Origin of the sequence: Shewanella xiamenensis (assembly GCF_024971755.1) — a bacterium.
Classification (GTDB): domain Bacteria; phylum Pseudomonadota; class Gammaproteobacteria; order Enterobacterales; family Shewanellaceae; genus Shewanella; species Shewanella xiamenensis.
The window spans coordinates 677,886-697,001 of the sequence record NZ_CP079718.1 but is presented as its reverse complement, the minus strand read 5'-3'; the positions used below and the strand labels follow the sequence as shown (position 1 = coordinate 697,001).

Below are 19,116 nucleotides of genomic sequence, written 5' to 3'. Positions count from 1 at the left end.
CTTGCTACAGAGCTAATGCCCGCAGCCACTGGATGCTTATGCGTGTACTTTTTGTTCCTGCAAGTTTAGCGGTAACAAGACCTTGCATTGAGTGACATCAATCAATTTATTCAGTTGATTGCTGAGCAGCTCGATGGCACGCTCGCTGTCCACTTCCATATCTAGCGACAGACTCGCATCGTCGTTCATCCGCATTTGCATTTGGGTGACCGTAAAACCACGGTGGCGAGTCACGCGCAAAACACGCTCAAGCACTTCGGGGCGTTGTTGAACCGTTAATTCTAGGGAGTGGATCATGTTTGTTTCTCCATTTCGTCCATCATATCGCTGTTTGATGCGCCGGGGGGCACCAGTGGCCAAACGTTAAAAGCATCGTCGATTGCTACGTGTAACAAATAGGGACCCTTAGCCGCTAACATTTCGGTTAAGGCCTCTTCCACTTCGTCGGAAGAGAAAATCGTGCGGCCAGGAATATCAAATGCTGAGGCCAATAACACAAAATCAGGATTGTCAGATAAATCGGTTTCGCTGTAGCGCTCTTCAAAGAATAGCTGTTGCCACTGCTTCACCATCCCCAATTTTTGGTTGTCGATCAGTAGGATCTTCACCGGTAATTTGCGGCGCTTGATGGTGGTCAGCTCCTGCACGTTCATCATAAAAGAGCCATCGCCAGACACTGTGACTACCGTTGCATCGGGGCGAGCCACTTGGGCGCCGATAGCGGCGGGTAAACCAAAGCCCATAGTACCTAAACCCGCGCTGGATAAATGATCTTCAGGGCGGCGGAACCACATATGCTGGGCGACCCACATTTGATGCTGGCCCACATCGCAGCACACTACGCTGTCTTCGGGCAGTTTATTAGCAAGACGGCGCAGCATGGCAGGAGCGTAGATTAAGCTACCGGGATGTTGATAATCCCATTGATGTTTACGGGCAAGATGTTCAACCTCTGCTTGCCAAGGCGTGATATTCAGTGCCATAGCTAAAGCAGGGAAAATTTGGCGTAAATCACCGGCGATGGCCACATCGGGCTGGCGCAATTTGCCTAACTCGGCGGCGTCTATATCTAAATGGATGACTTTAGCCTTGTTGGCAAAAGTCGCTAAACGCCCTGTGACCCTGTCATCAAAACGCGCACCGGCAACCACTAATAAATCACAATCCTGCACCGCTAGGTTGGCCGCCTTTCCGCCATGCATACCTAACATGCCTAAATAACCTGGAGTGCCATGGGCAATACTGCCTAAGCCCTTTAACGTCGCGACCGATGGCATACCCGTGGCTTTGATAAATTCCCGCAGTTGATCGACCGCGCCCGCCATCCCGACGCCACCACCCACGTACAACATAGGCTGCTTCGCCTCTGCTAACAGGGCGCGGGCCGCCTCAATCTCACTGGCGCTCGCCTGTGGCTCATTGGTTACCGCTAGCAAGGGAGTGCGATATTCCAGTTGCGCGATTTGGATATCCTTAGGGATATCCACCAGCACTGGGCCGGGGCGACCCGATGCCGCGATTTCGAAGGCTTGATACAGGGTCGGGATCAGATCGTTTACATCCGTCACCATAAAACTGTGCTTAGTGCAGCTTAAAGACATGCCCAATACATCGATTTCTTGGAACGCATCTGTGCCAATCACGGCGGTTGAAACCTGACCTGTGATAGCGACAACAGGCACAGAATCCAATAACGCATCGGCAAGTGAAGTGATTAGGTTGGTGGCGCCAGGGCCAGAGGTGGCAAAGCATACGCCGGTTTTACCACTGGCTCTAGCGTAACCTACTGCGGCAAAGGCGGCGCCTTGTTCGTGGCGGCTTAAGAGATGTTCGACAGGGCTTCCATAGAGGGCATCGTAGATTGGCATAATGGCACCACCTGGGTAACCAAATACTGTGGTAACACCATGTGCTGCCAACACTTTTATGACTGCGTCTGCGCCTCTCATCATCTGCCCTGGTTCCATATTCTCTCTCGCTACCTTGATCCTAAATTGCCGAAAATCGACTCGTAATTTGTGCTATTTCGAAACCTCATTTCCAAAACCTAGGGCCTGAAAACGAAGAACCCCCCGGTCCTTTCGGAGCGGGGGGTTCTTTCGAAACTTTTAACCTTTTAGGTCTACCAGTTTGCCATGCGCCGCCCCCGCTGTGATTTAATAATCACTACGGTAATAATCACGAGAATGAGCTTGGCAGCTTGGTTAAACATCAATATGGGTTCCTAATCGGTGTTCTGTATGTGTATCGCTGAAATTCTTATCGCTCCTCACTTTTAAGCCTGAGCGATGCTTGCCTTGGGAACCTTGTCCCGCCGCGAGTTATTAGCTTTACCATAAAGCGACAGCCAAACACAATAAAAAATTTTCTAATGTCAAAAAAATTCAGCTTCCCTGCCGAGACAATGCAAAACAACAAAGTAAAACGTTAACAAAATCGCGTTAGTGGCGAAAAACGCCGACTAACCCATGTCAGTTTTGCCCGCTCGACAACCAACGAAGCAGGAATCAATTTGTCACGCCAAGCCCCACATCCTTAGGGGCTCGGCTTTTATCCATTAAGCTCCAACAATACTTTTCATATCAGTCATATAGCCACGAAGTTCGGCACCAATATATTCCACAGGTGTGTGGCGAATCGCATCGTTAATCGCGATTAATTGCAGATTATCAACACTATTAGAACTGTCCTTCAGACCCGCACCTAAATACTCTGGCGACATGGCATTCACATAGTCACGCAGCAGTGGTACTGCAGCATGGTTGAACAGATAACAACCGTATTCTGCGGTATCCGAGATCACCACGTTCATCTCGTACAGACGTTTGCGGGCAATGGTGTTAGCGATCAGCGGTGTTTCATGCAGTGACTCATAGTAAGCCGACTCTTCAACAATCCCCGCAGACACCATAGTGTCGAACGCCAGTTCCACACCCGCTTTGATCATCGCAACCAAGAAAATACCCTTATCGAAATAAGTTTGCTCGTCGATATATTCGCTCGAAACAGGCGCATTTTCGAAGCCCGTTTCGGCTGTTTCGGCGCGCCAACGCAGCAGGTTCGCATCATCGTTAGCCCAGTCTTGCATCATAGTGCGAGAGAACTCACCGCTGATGATGTCATCCATGTGCTTTTCAAATAATGGTTGCAGGATTTCTTTTAAATCTTCTGCAATTTCAAACGCTTTAATCTTGGCAGGGTTAGACAGTCTGTCCATCATGTTGGTGATACCGCCGTGCTTAAGCGCCTCGGTCACGGTTTCCCAACCTTGTTGGATTAACTTAGCGGCATAGCCAGGCTCAACACCATCGGCCACCATTTTTTCATAACCTAGGATGGCACCCGTCTGCAACATACCGCAGAGGATCGTTTGCTCACCCATCAGATCCGATTTTACTTCAGCGATAAAAGAGGATTGCAACACGCCAGCACGGTCGCCGCCTGTGGCGCTCGCATAGGCTTTCGCGATGTCTAAACCATCCCCATTTGGGTCGTTTTCGGGGTGCACTGCAATCAAGGTCGGCACACCAAAACCGCGTTTGTATTCTTCACGCACTTCGGTGCCTGGGCACTTAGGCGCAACCATGATCACTGTAATATCGGGGCGGATCTGCATGCCTTCTTCAACGATATTGAAACCATGGGAGTAAGATAGAGTCGCGCCTTGCTTCATCAGCGGCATCACTGCGCTCACTACATTGGAATGCTGCTTATCGGGTGTTAGGTTCAGCACTAAATCGGCGGTCGGGATTAGCTCTTCAAAGGTGCCGACTTTAAAGCCGTTGTCTGTGGCTTTTTGCCATGAGGCACGTTTTTGGGCAATGGCTTCAGGGCGCAGGGCGTAAGCGATATTCAGCCCAGAGTCACGCATATTCAGACCTTGGTTAAGGCCCTGAGCACCACAGCCTAGAATCACAATATTCCAATCTTTGATGTAATTGCAGCCATCACTAAACTCAGAGCGGTCCATAAAACGGCACTGGCCAAGTTGTGCTAATTGTTGACGCAAATTCAGAGAGTTAAAATAGTTAGCCATCTGAGATACCACCTTTCAGTCGGGAATTGGGGACTCAACCAATATCAACCTATTGTTAACGATTGGTTGTGATTGAAATCACTATAACCTATGGCTATCGTTGCTTAAAATGATATATTCGAAACCTCATATTGCGTTTTTTGCAATGTCATTTTCAGTTTCAATACCCCAGATAAGCGGCCAATAGGACGAGGTTATGGACATACGCACCCTCAAATTGTACCTACACTTATGTGACAGTTTGCACTTTGCCAAGACGGCGGAGCAGATGCATGTCAGTCCCTCGACCTTAAGCCGCGCATTGCAGCGGCTCGAAGATGAAGTGAACGCAAAGCTGTTTGAGCGGGATAACCGCAGCGTGACCTTAACCCATGCGGGACGTGAGTTTAAATTGTTCGCCGAGCAGACGCTGCACCATTGGCGCGACCTGCGGCATAGTATTGATCTTAAACAGGATGTACTGCGCGGCACCTTAAATCTCTATTGCTCAGTCACCGCCGCCTACAGCCATTTGCCGCAATTATTGGAGCGTTTTCGCCAAGAGCATCCCTTTGTCGAAATTGCGCTTACCACGGGAGATGCGGCTAATGCACTGGCCGAGGTACAACAAAATCGTGCCGATATTGCCATTGCCGCGCTGCCGGATCCTTTTCCTGCCACACTGCATTTTGCCAAGATTGATGATGTGCCGCTTTCATTAATCGCTCCCACTATGCGCTGTGCGGTGCAGCAACAGATTAACCAAGCTCAGATAGACTGGTCACGAGTGCCTTTTATCATTCCTGACCATGGACCAGGGCGACGACGAGCCGATAATTGGTTCAAACAGATGGGGATTAGTCCGAATATTTATGCCCAAGTGTCGGGACAGGAAGCCATAGCATCTATGGTGGCACTCGGCTGCGGCGTGAGCATTAGCCCTGAGGTGGTGATCAATAACAGTCCAGTACGGGATCGTATTCAGTTGTTACCTTCGCCAGTCAGTATTGCTCCCTTCGAACTAGGCTGTTGCTGTAAGGTCAAACGCTTGGACGATCCGATTGTCAATGCGTTTTTAGAGGCGATTTAAGCTTACAGGAGATAAAACGGGACTGAGTCCCGTTTTCCCTACTTTATTACGCTAGATTAGGTATCTGGCGACTGTAATTTATCATTAGCCTCAATACGCGTCACCAGCAATTGGTCGACCTTGTAGGCGTCAATATCCACCACTTCAAACTTATAACCGGCGTAATTAACAAAGTCAGTGCGCTTAGGAATTTTGCGCAGCATGTACATCATAAACCCGGCAATGGTTTCGTAGTTTTGGCTGTGAGGAAACTCTTCAATACCGAAGGCGCGCATGACGTCGGTAATCGGCGTCACCCCATCTACTAACCAAGAATTACCATCGCGGGCAATAATTTGCTCTTCGCTTTCGTGTAGCGACCAAGCGCCCATCACCGCACGTTGTAAATCGTTGGTGGTCACAATCCCAACCACAAGGGCGTATTCATTCATCACCACGGCGAAATCGGCGCGGCTATTTTTGAAGTATTCCATCGCCTCAGAAAGACTTAAAGTGTCAGGAATAATCAACGAAGTATGGACAAGGCTGCTGTCTTTTAAGGTAATTTTTTCGCCGTTAATCACACGGATCAACAGTTCCTTCGCATCGACAAAACCTTTGACCATATCCAATTGGCCATCGCAGACCAAAAACTTAGTATGGGGATCTTCGGCAATTTTACGCTTAATATCCTCCTCGCTATCTTGCAGCAAGAAATACACTAAGCTCTCTCGGGCTGTCATGGCAGAAGTGACTGAAACGGTCTGCATTTCAAACACATTTTCCATCATTTGTTGCTCGCCCTTGTCGAGCACCCCCGCTTCAGCACCAGCGTTCATTACCGCATAAATATCATCGGAGGTGATTTCGTCATTTCGAGCCGTTGGAATTTGTAGCAGCTTAAAAATCGCGCTGGCCATACCATTAAAAAACCAAACTAATGGTCTTAACACAGTAATACAAAAACTCATCGGGCCAACAACGGCCAAAGCAACCTGCTCTGGCATCGCCATCGCGATACGCTTAGGCATTAAATCCGCGACCAAAATAAATGCACTGGTAACAAGTACAAATGACATCACAAAGCTCACCTGACTCAGCCAAGGATCTGCCAACCAAGGTGAAAGGAATTGATAAAAATAGGGGCGAAATGCTGACTCACCCACAATACCACCCATGATGGCAACAGCATTCAAGCCTATTTGAACCACAGTAAAAAAGCTGCCGGGATACGACTGTAAATGCAGCACTTTTTCAGCTCTGGCATCGCCCTCATCGGCTAACTGACGTAAACGGATTTTCCGTGATGCGGCCAAAGCAATTTCCGACATGGAAAAGAAACAACTTGCACCAATTAAACACAATATAATCATCACGTTATCTAAGAGACTCATGTAACACCTTTTATTTCACACTTGACTTACTTGCACCAACCCGCGCAGTGATTTTCGCGTGCCAGTTAAATATTACCCAGATACAGGGTTGGAATGTCGCGATAAAGAGCCAGTACAGCAAATAACCCTTTGCTACACTTTAATAATCGCCATTGAGCTTAAAGAGTATGATGCGTTCATTATATCCGCTAATCGCTTTACTATGCGTGATTCTGCTCTCGCCTGTTACCTATGGCGCCGATGAGCTTTCCCCATTTAGGTTACGCTTTTGTGTCGAAGAGACTGAATATCCACCATTTAATTACTTTGTTCGACAAGATGGTATTAAGACTTCCACGCTTAGCGGCTACGACATTGACCTGCTAGAGCGCACCTTTAAGCCCATTGGAATTGATTATGAAGTACTGGCTTTGCCTTGGCTCCGCTGTTTAAAAGACGTCCAAAATGGCCGCATAGATGCTGCGATGAGCGCATCGCTCAACCGACAAAGAGCGACTGATTATATCCCATCTATCGCTTATTATTACCTCACTCCAAGTTATTTTTATTTAAAAGCTGAATTGGACCCGCTGTTTCATATCGATGATATCAATCAATTAGCTCACTTTGGCAAGGTTTGCGGCATTAAAGGATTCAACTACGATAATTTTGGCTGGCGTAAAGAGACTCCCCTTAGCGAAATACATTCCCTAGGACATTTACCGGAAATGCTACTAAAACAAAGATGTAAGTTCTTTCTCGCCCGCAAAGAAATACTGGCGGGCACGCTAGCTTTGGCGCATGCAGCACAACTCCCTCAAGCACTAGCATCAAAGATCTCTCCTAATGCTCAGCAAGAAGCGTTTTACATGCTGATTTCTAAACATTCAGCCCATAAGGAGCTCATTGCTCATGAGTTTAATCGGCAGGTGAAAGCGATGCAGGAGAGTCATCAACTCGAAACCCTCTATCAATTTCATATTCAAAAACTTACTCACGGGGACGATAAGGGCAGTAATTCGCTTTAGGGCCAATTTGTGGGTGGTTACGACAGGTTTCAGGGCGTTGGTGATAAATAGTACAGCGGCGAGTTTTACCATCTAGATATAGGCAATCATCATTCGCCATACGGGCAAGGGTAAAAATCGCCGTTTTATGGTTATAGTTGTCAATAATACGCGCTTTTTGCAGGCGTTTGGCAATCGCCTTAAGATCGCCTTCAGCTTCAAAGTCATCCACCAAACCCATGCGCACTAAGTCACTTACGGTCACTTCAACGGGCAAAGTACAACAGGTTGCATGGCAGGTATCACACAGGCCTTTGCGATATTTTTGCCAAGTTGATAAATCATCAATATTAAAAATCGATACCGAATTTACCGTATTTTTGCTCCGTTTTGACACACCAAAACCTTCAGATAAACAATAAAGGGCGGCAATTATAACAGGCCCCAAATAGAAATAAATCTGTGGTCACAAACGGAACCAAGGCTTGACTAATACAAGCTCAAGAATGAGCTAGCGCTGCTTGAGGCGACTCCATCACCACTGTATTGCGACCACGCTCTTTAGCGCGATAAAGGCAGATATCAGCACGGCGTAATACATTCGAAATGGTGAGTTCATTTAATGCATCCGGCGGTAAATACACTCCACCAATACTAAGAGTAATCTTACCGGTAGGTGCACCCAAGTGCGGAATATTCAATGCAGCGACTTGATTGCACAGTTGGGTAGCAATGGCTTCCAATTGGATTGGTGTGATTTTCGCTAAAACAACTGCAAACTCTTCGCCACCAATGCGCGCTAGCAGCGCATTGGGTGGTAAAATTTCACAGCCTTTTAAATCCTGAGCCACTCGCCTAAGTACAGCATCGCCTTCAATATGCCCGTAGTTGTCGTTGTAACTCTTAAAATAATCAATATCCAACATCAACACACCTACTGCTGTGTTGCCATGGAGTAATGTGTCGAGTGTTTGTGTAAAGGGGCGTCGATTGCTCAGCCCAGTTAATTCATCGGTTTCAGCCATAACTCTGAGTTGCGTATTCACCGTTACCAGTGCTTGCTGTAAGTTAAGCATCTGTCGCTCTTTTTCTTCACGCAGCAATAACTCGTTCAGCGCTGCGGAAAACTGAGTCAACATCACTTTTTTTTGTTTAGTCCAATTTAGTGGTCGAGAAACCATTGAGAGCGATAATAGCCCGACAATTTCATCGGCATTTTTCATGGCAAATGCGGCAATAGAGCAAATACCAATACCTCGAAGTAACCCGTATTCTTCAGGCGATGTTTGCTTCAATGAGTCGACATTCTCGATAACTAATGTCGATTCCTGCTCAAATTTTTGTGCCAGCAAAGTAACAACATCCGCAGAAATACTAATAATTTCAGATATATTAGATTCACTAGACCAAACACAACGGTAATTTACCTGTCGTTGGCTAAACTCTATTAAGCTTACCCTTTCGACATCAAATAATCGCCCGATTTTACGGCAAACCTCAGTGAGGTTGTTGTCTAAGTTAAGGGTCTCCACTGTTAAAAATTGCAATGATATTTCAGCTAACAGTTGGCTAGCTTGGGACTGCCAATTGAGCGCTTGAGTCCGCTCATCAACTAAACGTGCTAACTGACTTTGCTGTTGCTGCAATGCACGCTTTTGGCGTTTATTAACCGCGAGATCGTTGCGAATTCTTTGATACATAGCCTGAAGCGATTGAGCAACATGACCAATTTCATCAGGATTTCTCACCACACTATCGGGTACGGTTAACTTAGGTAATGCATTCAAATTTATCTGGTTAGCAAACCGCTCCAATTCCGATAAACGATTGGTCACCAATAAACGCACCAGCGTAAGGATAAGATAAATCATCAGTAAGGTTTTAAGCCCATTGCCTAAGACAATAATGATCAATTGTTGCCATAATTCGTAATAGAGTTTGTCCGTATCCAGCCCGACGGTCAGCATACCAATCTGTTGTTCCTGATATATAATCGGGTAACGAAACAGGGTTTGTCGGTAATCCTTAGCGTGAATCGCCTTGCCCAACTGCATGGCTACGCCATCGATACTCTCTAAATTGACACTCGACACCATCGGCATCATGCCCAAGCCTGAAAGCAAATCAGATAACAGACCATGGTCCACATCCCAAAGTGACTTAGCAATAGTGGGTAAGATCGATTCGGAATATTCACGAATATCGGCAGTTGTATTATCAATGCTTTCTTGATAATTCCACACTAACTGCACCAGCATGGTCAGGACGGCAAAAAACGAGCTCACCCCAATAATAGTGAGCGTCATTCTATGACTGATGGAATGATTACGATGCTTCATGAATACCTATTAATTACTGTTGTGATAACTTATCCACTATTTGTGTCTTAAAAATCCCAGCCCAATCCCTTGCAACTAACTTCTGATAAAAAGCTGAATCGGGATTAAGTACCCTAAAGAGTTCTATATCCTCATAGGAGGAATAACGTTGGGTCTCTTGGTATTGTTTGAGCTGAATTAACCCTAAAGCACCCGCTAAAAAATGCCCACCTCCCAGAGCACTCACTTTACGTTCTTGGCAGAGCGACAAAATCTCAGGGGAAGTATTAATCGAACTGACCAGTACATCACGTCCAGGTTCAAGGCCCTTTTCGCGGAGTGCTTTTACCACTCCGATAGCCATTTTATCGTTCGCCGTCCAGATTAAGGTTAAATCCGGATAACGGCTGAGCAAGGTTAATGTTTGATCATAAGCAATATCTTCACGCCATTGACCATATACCGTTTGAGTAACAATAACATTAGGTTGCATAAAGAAATAATCATTAGCGCCTTGAGTTCTTAACACTGATGCGGGCGTAGATTTATCGCCCGAGATTAATAAAACCTTAGCCTTTTTATTTTCTAAACGACTTAGCAAATTTTTAGCGGTATCAGCACCAATAGCATAGTTATCTGGGATAAGCGCTGGTAATAAATAAGTTTGCCAATGTGGATCTGCCAATAAGTGTTCTCGCTCGGCGACAGAAATATCATTTAAAATCAATTGAACATATATGGGATATTGATAAAGCATCTGCAACATTTTTATCGCAGACTGCTTCTCATTCACTAAAATAATATGAGTAGGAAGTGATGGCTGAGATTTTAGTAACGTTTCTAATTGAGCAATCATTTTAAAGTGATTGCGATCTGAATGTATGATTTGCAAATTAATATCAAGCTTTGATGAAGCCACCTGCATTAATTTATCGACATCACCCCAAAAGCTATCCGTAACCGCGCCTGGATTAAAAAAAACCACATCCAATTTAGCCCACGCAGGCAAAGCAAAACACAGTATGCCTATCCATAAACAACGTAAACATAATAGATGCAAAGGCGAGTACTCCTCGACCGTGTTTCCCCGCATGTGATCCATCACAGAGGTCACTTTATTATTATCGATTCACAACCTTGTTACCGCATAATTACCAAAACAACTCAATGGCAACCAACACTTCGATTAAACCACAAAATAACAAAAAGTGTACTTTATAATAAAGAATATTAATTTTTGCTCCTGTTTTAGGCTCGAAATTATAGAATATTCATTTAATATTAATAAGATAACTCGACGTATAAGATAAGAGGCTATTTTTAATTCCAATATTGCTCATTCAGCCTCTTTACATAGCGCACTTAACCACAGTCTATCCCCCAAGATTGCCTTACGTTTATTCTCTGTTAGTATATGTATAAATTAACAGTGATTGAGTGCTAACGACTTGCAGCAATTGGATCTTGTTCCGATCACCGAACTCAAGGGCGTCGCCAAAAGAGTCGCGGAAAAACTCGCCAAACTCGGCATCACAACAGTACAAGATCTGCTGTTTCACTTGCCCCTGCGCTACGAAGACCGCACTCAAATCTATCCCATCGCCGCACTCATGCCCGGAAATTACGGCACCATTGAGGCCGAAATCCAGTCGACTCAAATCCTTCAAGGCCGTAAACGCATGCTCGTCTGCAATGTGCGTGACGATACTGGCAGCATGAGCCTACGCTTTTTTAACTTTTCAATGGCGCAGCGCAATGCGATGCAAAATGGATTAATGATCCGTGCCTATGGCGAAATTCGTCGCGGAAGTCATCAAGCGGAAATCGTGCACCCCGAATATAAAATCGTCTATCCGGGTGAGGATATTCACCTAAGCGATACACTTACGCCGATTTATCCCACCACCGAGGGCTTAAAACAGGCGAGTTGGATTAAGCTCACCGAACAGGCACTTGAATTATTAGAAGATGACGGCTTGACCGAGTTATTACCCGCCCATTTGCAGCCAAACAACATGAGCCTAAAACAGGCGCTGCAAACCCTGCATCGCCCCCATGCGGGGATTTCACAATTTGATTTAGAGCTTGGTCAACACCCCGCGCAGCAGCGACTGGTGCAGGAAGAATTACTCGCCCACAACCTGAGTATGCTACGCCTAAGACAACGCAGTAACCTCGACGCCGCCGTGACCATGCATGCCACGGGGCAATTACTAAAGCCTTTTCTCGCCTCACTGCCCTTTAAACCCACAGGCGCGCAGCAACGTGTCGTTGCCGAGATAGGTAAAGATTTAGCACAACCGCACCCCATGATGCGCTTAGTGCAAGGGGATGTCGGCTCAGGCAAAACCTTAGTCGCCGCCCTCGCCGCCCTTCAAGCGATTGAAAACGGCTATCAAGTGGCCATGATGGCGCCCACCGAATTACTCGCCGAGCAGCATGCAGCTAACTTTGCCGCGTGGTTTGAACCACTAGGATTAAAAGTCGGTTGGCTTGCGGGTAAGCTTAAAGGCAAGGCGCGGGCGCAATCTTTAGCCGATATTGAATCTGGCGCAGCGCAAATGGTGATCGGTACCCACGCCATTTTTCAGCAGCAGGTTATCTTCCATAGGCTCGCCTTAATTATCATCGACGAGCAGCACCGATTTGGTGTCCACCAGCGAATGGGACTCAGGGAAAAAGGTATCAATCAAGGGTTTCATCCCCATCAGTTGATTATGACGGCAACCCCGATCCCACGGACGTTAGCCATGACAGCCTACGCCGATCTCGACACCTCGATTATCGATGAGTTACCCCCAGGGCGCACACCCGTCACCACAGTCGCCATACCCGATTCGCGCCGTAATGAAGTACTCGAGCGCGTCCGCAACAGCGTGATCACGGACAAGCGCCAAGCCTATTGGGTCTGTACCTTGATTGAAGAATCCGAAGTCCTCGAGTGCCAGGCCGCCGAAGATACTGCCGAAGAATTACGACTATCGCTGCCGGAGCTGACCATAGGTTTAGTACACGGCAGGATGAAAAGTGCTGAAAAGCAACAAATTATGGCGGACTTTAAAGCGGGAACCATCAACTTATTGGTAGCAACCACAGTAATTGAAGTCGGCGTCGATGTCCCTAACTCTAGCCTGATGATAATCGAAAACCCCGAACGATTGGGACTTGCACAGTTGCATCAACTGCGAGGACGAGTAGGACGCGGTGCCGTAGCCAGTCATTGTGTGTTACTCTACAAGGCGCCACTGAGTCAAACCGCAAGTCAGCGGTTGAATGTCCTACGGCAGAGTAATGATGGTTTTGTTATCGCACAGAAAGACCTAGAGATACGTGGTCCCGGTGAAGTGTTAGGCACTAAACAGACAGGGCTAGCCGAACTTAAGATAGCTGATTTAGTTAGAGATCAAGCGCTTATACCACATATCCAAAAGCTTGCGAATCATGTGATGTCGCAAGCACCCGATGCGGTTGATGCCATTATTCATCGTTGGCTTGGGCATAGGCAACAATATGTTCAAGCGTAAACCTTAAGCTAACCCCTTCAAGGTAAAATAAATTCAACCTGTTCAGCTAACCGCTATGGACAAGCGCGTGTAAACTTGCAAAATGAACTTGCAACCTAAAAGGCGGCACTTGCACTTTAATGTTAGCTGCATGATATTCACCACATTACCTTGACACTGAAGCGAAGGATGTAAAATGCAAGTTAATCAAGATGATAGAATTACACCTCAAGAGACCTCGTCTAGCAGTAATCGCTTTGCGTTGATTGCGATTGTGCTCGTCATCCTGCTCTCTGCGGCAGGTTATTACTACTATAGTAAAGATGACTCACCCAAACTCATTCCTAATGCACCGATAGTACTACCAGAGCCGCCATCGTCAGAACCGCTTACTCTGGAAACAAACCCTGAGCCTGAAACCACTCCAGTTGAAAACGTAACACCACAAACGACCACGACGGAAACAGACTCAACCACCACCGTTGAGCCTCAAGCGCCCGTAGAAACGGTGCCAAACTTGCCTGAGAGTGATGCTTTTGTGCATCAAAAAGCACTGGCACTTATCAGTAATAATGTCGTAGGTTCATCCTTAGTCACACAAGATTTGATCCGTCAGTTTGTAGTCTTCGTGGATAACTTGGCGCAGGGCGAATTGACCCGCAAAGTCAGCCCAATTAAGGGCCCTGAAAAACTCTTTACCGTGGCGGAAATCACTAACAAAGTGTATTTAAATCCAGAGAGTTACCACAGATACGATGCCTACGCGACCGTCATTGCCAATATGGATGAGCAAAGCTTAATGCACACCTACAAGCAACTCACGCCGCTATTTGATGAAGCCTTCGCTGAACTGGGTTATAGCAATGCCAAATTCAATGACAGAATGCTACAAGCAATTAAGGTAATGCTCGCAGCGCCAATTATTGAAGAGCCCATTGAGCTGAGTTCAATTAGCGTCAACTATCGCTTTGTCGATCCCAATTTGGAAGCCTTACCTAGTGCCCAAAAACTGCTTGTTCGTATGGGACCAGAGAACACTCGTAAAGTGAAAACTGCACTGCGTAAAATGGAAAGCCAACTCTTACAATAGATTGATATTCAATCAATAGTGGCATTATTAATAATAAACAGGCGCCTCGAGCGTCTGTTTACTATTGATATCAAAGTCTGTTCAACTGAGGTTAAGCCACTTAGTCTACACTCCCTGTCTTTATCCCGTTCTGAAAACTATGTTAGCCAACAGTGACAAAGCAAAATCTCATTGCATTTTATTAACCTTGCATATGCAAATGACTTCATTAAAACTAAGGACTTAGTGTAGAATGTGCCGTTCAATAAATGGGGGAATTGTGTTCGTTCATCCAACGAGCAAATAGCGATAAGCCAGTCAATTCATTAATGTTTTCGCTTAGTTAGGGATAACTAAGACAGCTTTAAATAGTGTCGAGGCAAAGTAGTGCAACTCAGATTCAGCATCCTCTCTTGGGGGGCGTGGGCTCCAAACTATCAGCAGCATGATGACTGGCAAACTTGGTGCAAGCACTCGGCTGAAACGACCAAAGAGGCTTCACCCACTGACAGCATATCTCCGGTACTTCCCCAAGTGCCAGCCATGCAGCGTAGACGCTTTAGCCGTTTAACAAAAATGATGCTAGATGTCAGTTTTCAATGTGATACGCCACCAAACTGCCGTTCGATATTTGCTTCCCGCCACGGCGAACTGCATCGCACTATTGGCTTACTCGAAGATATTATCGCTAAGCAACCGCTTTCTCCCTTGGGTTTTAGTCAATCCGTGCATAACACTGGCAGTGGTATTTTTGGCATTTTACACAATAACACCGCCCCTTCTACCTCAATTGCCGCAGGCACTGAAACCCTTTCCCAAGCCATGGTGGAAGCTTTCGCCCAGCTACATCAATCAGCAGAGCCGTTATTACTGATCTTTGGCGATGATCCTGTGCCGCCGGTATACGATGAGTTTACCCAAGAGTATGAACTCCCCTTAGCCTTAGGTTTTACCCTCGCGCACGCTTGTCATCGCTCGTCCGTAAAGCTCACGCTAAGCCAACTGACTCAAGCACAGCAACAAGTTACTCCTGCGCTGTCCTACGGCATGTTGATCCATGCTCTAGCGACCTCACAAAACATTGCTGGCTGTTTATCCCATTGGCACTGGAGCATAGAACATGGCTAATCCCGCCCCCCAGGGCGCGAAGTTTAATGTCGCTTATACGCAGCCCGAAAAACGCCGCACGGGAATCAACTATATTCCCCGTTGGCTCGGCGGCGTCAGCTGCTATATTGCCTTTGGCTTGGGCGGACTGTTAAGTTCGCTCACAGTATTACCATTACTGCGTTTTTGGCCCGGCACACCTGAGGCTAGGATTATCCGCGTACAAAAAGCCGTGCATTTTATGTTTAAAGGCTTTGTCGCTATGTTGACGTGGGCTGGGGTGGTCAAAGTTAGCACCCATAATGCCGAGCAGTTACATAGCGCCAAAGGGGTGATCGTCATCTCCAATCACCCGAGTCTCGTCGATGTGGTGGTGTTGATCAGTCTCATGCCCAATGCGGGTTGTATCGTTAAACAAGGCCTTTGGCGTAATCCGTTTTTACGTGGTGTGGTTTCCTGCGCAGGTTATATCCCGAATCGCGGCGCAGAGTTGATGCTCGAAGATTGCCGCGAAGTGCTCGCCAGAGGCACTAATTTAATTATCTTCCCTGAAGGTACGCGCACAGTATTTGGCTCAATAATCAATGAGTTTGCCCGGGGCGCCGCCAATATTGCTATTCGTACCCAAGCCGATATTTTACCTGTGGTTTTGCGCACTAATGTGCGAGGTTTGACAAAGGAACAGCCTTGGTATGAGATCCCAAGGCAGACCATGGGGATGGCCGTCGAAATCGGCAATCCAATTCCTCACCAAGCCTATCAAGCCCCTTTGGGTGAGCATGCGAAAATGGCCCGACAATTAACTCGGGACCTTGAACAATATTATCAACAACAACTCGAAAATAATTATGACTTTACACAACGAAATTAAACAGTTAATTATCGACTGCCTCGACCTAGAAGATGTCAGTATTGATGATATTGAAACCGATGCCCCCCTATTTGGTGACGGACTCGGACTCGATTCTATCGACGCCCTCGAGTTAGGTTTAGCCATCAAGAAAAAGTTTGATGTCAAAATCGAAGCCAACTCGGATAGCACTAAGGCGCATTTTTACAGTGTGGCCAGCCTTGCTAAATTTATCGAATCACAGCGCCCATAGGAGAGGAAAATGCAAAACCGTGAACAAATCCTCGCTATGCTGACCACGATTTTAGTGGATGAGTTTGAAATCGATGCCGATGCGATTACCCCCGACGCCAATCTTTACGAAGAGTTAGATCTGGACAGTATTGATGCCGTCGATCTGGTGATTAAGCTGCAACAACTGACAGGCAAAAAAATTCAACCCGATGAATTTAAATCAGTTCGTACCGTCAATGATGTGGTCAACGCCATTGAAGGCCTAGTAAAAGACTAATGCGCGTCCTGCTACAGGTGCTCACCGCACTCGCGCTGATCGCCTACCCAGTTGCCGTGTATTTGGGGCTAAACTATCTACCCGCCGGCACAATCGCCCTAGTGCTTTGCCTGTTGTTAGTAGTGCGTTTAATGCTGCAAAAGCAAAAGGTTAAAACCTTAGTCTTGCCTTTGCTTGTGGGGATCGCACTCACTGCTGGCAGTTTTGTGGCAAAACGCAGCGACTGGCTGTTGTATTACCCCGTGGTGATTAATCTCACCATGTTAGCCCTGTTTAGCTACTCGCTATACCAAGGCCCAAGCATGATAGAGCGGCTCGCGCGGTTAAAAGAACCCGACTTGCCGGATGAAGCCATAGGCTACCTTAAAAAAGTCACCCTACTTTGGTGCGGCTTATTTATCCTAAATGGCTCAATGGCGGCCTATACCGCCGCATTTACCAGCTTAGCAACTTGGACCTTGTACAACGGTTTGATTGCATATGTACTCATGGGACTGCTCCTCGGTGGGGAATGGTTATATCGCAGCTTTTGGTTGAAGAAGACATGACACAACTACTCAAAAACTGGTTAACCCAAGGGCCATTCGCCCAACAACTGATCAGCTTTAATCACCATGACATAGTCACAGGTGCCCTGTTTACCAATCAGGTGGCCCATTTTTACGAGCAGCTGCGCCAAGCGCCTGAGCAAAAATGGCTACTGGCGAATGATACCAGCGATCTGTTTGCCGTTGGCCTATGTGCCGCACTCTTGGCAGGCAAAGAAATTATTTTGCCGCCCAACACCCAAACCGGCACCTTGAGCGAATTAACACACCAATTTGAAGGCATATTGTCCGACAAGCCATTGTGCGAGAGTCACGCCTTTATCCTATTGAATAAAGAGCTGAGTCTGCCCACAAAATCTTGGCCCAAGAGCGACAGCTTTGGTGAACTGGTGCTGTTTACCTCGGGCAGCAGTGGCGAGCCTAAGGCCATTCGCAAGAGCTTAAGGCAGCTCGATGCCGAAGTGACTGTGCTCGAGCATACCTTCGCCGAACATTTGCCCCATTGCAGTGTGGTCTCAACCGTTTCCCATCAGCATATCTATGGCTTGCTGTTTAAAATCCTCTGGCCCTTAGCCGCCAGTAGACCCTTTTTAAGCGAGCAGATTGAATACCCAGAGACCTTAAGCTACTACACTGCGCTGTTGCCGAATTTATGTTTGATCAGTAGCCCGGCGCAATTATCCCGTTTGCCGAAGGCGCTGGAGCATGAACGCCAATTACGTTCACCCAGCTTTGTCTTTAGCTCTGGCGGCCCCTTAAGTTTCACCGCCGCCCAGGGTGTCGCCCAATGTTACGGCCATTTACCCATAGAGATTTTTGGTAGCACCGAAACCGGCGGTATCGCCTATCGCCGTCAACATGAGGCCGATGAACCTTGGCAAGTGTTTGAACAAATTACCATAGACCAAGACGCTGACGATGGCGCCCTGCTGCTGAAGTCACCCTACTTGGCCGACGATCAATGGTTACGTTGCGAAGATAAAATCGAACCGACAGCCAATGGCCAATTTAGACTCAAGGGCAGGCTCGATCGCATCGTTAAGATTGAAGAAAAACGCCTGTCGCTGGCGCAAATGGAGACCTTGCTCTGTAGCCACGCCTATGTCGAGCAGGCTGCCTTGGTCGTATTGCCTCAGTTTAAATCCCAATTAGGAGCCGTCATTACCCTGTCACCATTGGGCCGTAGCGTGCATCAAGAGCAGGGAAAACTCAGTATCAACAATGCCTTAAAAGCGCATCTACTGACCCAGTTTGAACGAGTAACCTTACCGCGCCGCTGGCGTTACCCCGACACCCTACCGTTAAACACTCAGGGTAAGCGTGTCGCCGCCCAGCTAGTTGGGTTATTTGACCATGATTAAGTCGAGTTTACCGCCGATACTCACATCAGAGATCGGCCCTGATAGCATTGAATTACGCCTGCTGGTCGCCGCCGATCTCGAATATTTTAACGGCCATTTCCCCGAGCAAGCCGTACTCCCCGGCGTGACCCAACTCGATTGGGCCGTGCGCTTAGGTTGCGAGCATTTTGGTTACAACGCTGCGGTCGCTAATTTAGAAGTACTAAAGTTTCAACAGCTTATTCTGCCAGGGCAGGAAGTGACCTTAGTCATCAGTCACAATGCCGCCAAGGAAAAACTCACTTTTGCCTACAGCGATGGCGACCACCGCTATGCCTCAGGCCGTATCAGCTTTGCCAGCAAGCAAGGTGATGGAGCGGCGCAGTGAGCGACGGTATGAACGACA

18 protein-coding genes are annotated in these 19,116 nt (G+C 47.1%); 11 read left to right on the top strand and 7 right to left on the bottom strand.

The annotated features are described in order from the left end of the window. Nucleotides 1-36: 36 nt before the first annotated feature. The 3 genes from ilvM to ilvC form a co-directional block, all read right to left on the bottom strand. A complete protein-coding gene (ilvM, locus tag KXJ80_RS04205) occupies nt 37-297 on the bottom strand; it encodes an acetolactate synthase 2 small subunit (protein ID WP_218737902.1) in 261 nt (86 codons plus the stop codon). Next, nucleotides 294-1,967 carry an acetolactate synthase 2 catalytic subunit gene (gene ilvG, locus KXJ80_RS04200; RefSeq protein ID WP_218737901.1) on the bottom strand — a complete coding sequence of 558 codons (1,674 nt, stop codon included), beginning with the start codon at nt 1,965-1,967 and terminating at the stop codon, nt 294-296. Before ilvG ends, ilvM begins: the two co-directional genes overlap by 4 nt. Nucleotides 1,968-2,557: 590 nt before the next feature. Next, on the bottom strand, nt 2,558-4,036 hold the full coding sequence (gene ilvC, locus KXJ80_RS04195; RefSeq protein WP_218737900.1) for a ketol-acid reductoisomerase: 1,479 nt from the start codon (nt 4,034-4,036) through the stop codon (nt 2,558-2,560). Between the two features lie 196 nt (nt 4,037-4,232). Between ilvC and ilvY the strand changes: the two genes are divergently transcribed. Further along, entirely contained in the window at nt 4,233-5,105 is an 873-nt protein-coding gene (gene ilvY / locus KXJ80_RS04190; protein ID WP_069454085.1) for an HTH-type transcriptional activator IlvY, read from the top strand. Between the two features lie 56 nt (nt 5,106-5,161). Here the strand turns inward: ilvY and paeA are convergent, their stop codons facing one another. Further along, nucleotides 5,162-6,478, bottom strand: coding sequence for a polyamine export protein PaeA (gene paeA, locus KXJ80_RS04185; RefSeq protein WP_218737899.1), 1,317 nt, complete (start codon nt 6,476-6,478; stop codon nt 5,162-5,164). Between the two features lie 167 nt (nt 6,479-6,645). Here paeA and KXJ80_RS04180 point away from each other — a divergent pair, with 167 nt between their 5' ends. Continuing rightward, complete coding sequence (locus tag KXJ80_RS04180; RefSeq protein ID WP_259474529.1) at nt 6,646-7,485, top strand: substrate-binding periplasmic protein; 840 nt, start codon at nt 6,646-6,648, stop codon at nt 7,483-7,485. Here KXJ80_RS04180 and KXJ80_RS04175 read toward each other — a convergent pair. The 3 genes from KXJ80_RS04175 to KXJ80_RS04165 form a co-directional block, all read right to left on the bottom strand. Beyond that, entirely contained in the window at nt 7,448-7,861 is a 414-nt protein-coding gene (locus tag KXJ80_RS04175; protein ID WP_037423422.1) for a YkgJ family cysteine cluster protein, read from the bottom strand. The two genes, KXJ80_RS04180 and KXJ80_RS04175, sit on opposite strands and share 38 nt — an antisense overlap. A gap of 103 nt (nt 7,862-7,964) precedes the next feature. Further along, the gene (locus KXJ80_RS04170) at nt 7,965-9,803 is read right to left on the bottom strand and encodes a sensor domain-containing diguanylate cyclase (RefSeq protein ID WP_256930998.1); all 1,839 of its coding nucleotides are present in this window, start codon (nt 9,801-9,803) and stop codon (nt 7,965-7,967) included. Between the two features lie 13 nt (nt 9,804-9,816). After that, the gene (locus KXJ80_RS04165) at nt 9,817-10,842 is read right to left on the bottom strand and encodes an ABC transporter substrate-binding protein (protein ID WP_254071109.1); all 1,026 of its coding nucleotides are present in this window, start codon (nt 10,840-10,842) and stop codon (nt 9,817-9,819) included. Between the two features lie 388 nt (nt 10,843-11,230). Between KXJ80_RS04165 and recG the strand changes: the two genes are divergently transcribed. The 9 genes from recG (at nt 11,231) to KXJ80_RS04120 (ending at nt 19,098) form a co-directional block, all read left to right on the top strand. After that, a complete protein-coding gene (recG, locus tag KXJ80_RS04160) occupies nt 11,231-13,306 on the top strand; it encodes an ATP-dependent DNA helicase RecG (RefSeq protein WP_218737964.1) in 2,076 nt (691 codons plus the stop codon). Nucleotides 13,307-13,481: 175 nt separating this feature from the next. Continuing rightward, nucleotides 13,482-14,375 carry a DUF3014 domain-containing protein gene (locus tag KXJ80_RS04155; RefSeq protein ID WP_218737897.1) on the top strand — a complete coding sequence of 298 codons (894 nt, stop codon included), beginning with the start codon at nt 13,482-13,484 and terminating at the stop codon, nt 14,373-14,375. Nucleotides 14,376-14,741: 366 nt separating this feature from the next. Further along, nucleotides 14,742-15,482, top strand: a complete 741-nt coding sequence (locus KXJ80_RS04150; RefSeq protein WP_218737896.1) for a beta-ketoacyl synthase chain length factor — start codon at nt 14,742-14,744, stop codon at nt 15,480-15,482. Continuing rightward, on the top strand, nt 15,475-16,332 hold the full coding sequence (locus tag KXJ80_RS04145) for a lysophospholipid acyltransferase family protein (RefSeq protein ID WP_218737895.1): 858 nt from the start codon (nt 15,475-15,477) through the stop codon (nt 16,330-16,332). The genes KXJ80_RS04150 and KXJ80_RS04145 overlap by 8 nt, the downstream gene beginning before the upstream one ends. After that, on the top strand, nt 16,310-16,564 hold the full coding sequence (locus tag KXJ80_RS04140) for a phosphopantetheine-binding protein (protein WP_011074022.1): 255 nt from the start codon (nt 16,310-16,312) through the stop codon (nt 16,562-16,564). The genes KXJ80_RS04145 and KXJ80_RS04140 overlap by 23 nt, the downstream gene beginning before the upstream one ends. Nucleotides 16,565-16,573: 9 nt before the next feature. Further along, nucleotides 16,574-16,822 carry an acyl carrier protein gene (locus tag KXJ80_RS04135; protein ID WP_011074023.1) on the top strand — a complete coding sequence of 83 codons (249 nt, stop codon included), beginning with the start codon at nt 16,574-16,576 and terminating at the stop codon, nt 16,820-16,822. Continuing rightward, nucleotides 16,822-17,370, top strand: coding sequence for a COG4648 family protein (locus KXJ80_RS04130; RefSeq protein ID WP_144345204.1), 549 nt, complete (start codon nt 16,822-16,824; stop codon nt 17,368-17,370). Before KXJ80_RS04135 ends, KXJ80_RS04130 begins: the two co-directional genes overlap by 1 nt. Next, nucleotides 17,367-18,731: an AMP-binding protein gene (locus KXJ80_RS04125; RefSeq protein ID WP_218737894.1), complete on the top strand. Its 1,365-nt coding sequence runs from the start codon at nt 17,367-17,369 to the stop codon at nt 18,729-18,731. Before KXJ80_RS04130 ends, KXJ80_RS04125 begins: the two co-directional genes overlap by 4 nt. Then, nucleotides 18,724-19,098, top strand: a complete 375-nt coding sequence (locus KXJ80_RS04120) for an ApeI family dehydratase (protein WP_188870700.1) — start codon at nt 18,724-18,726, stop codon at nt 19,096-19,098. Before KXJ80_RS04125 ends, KXJ80_RS04120 begins: the two co-directional genes overlap by 8 nt. The last annotated feature ends 18 nt before the right edge of the window (nt 19,099-19,116 follow it).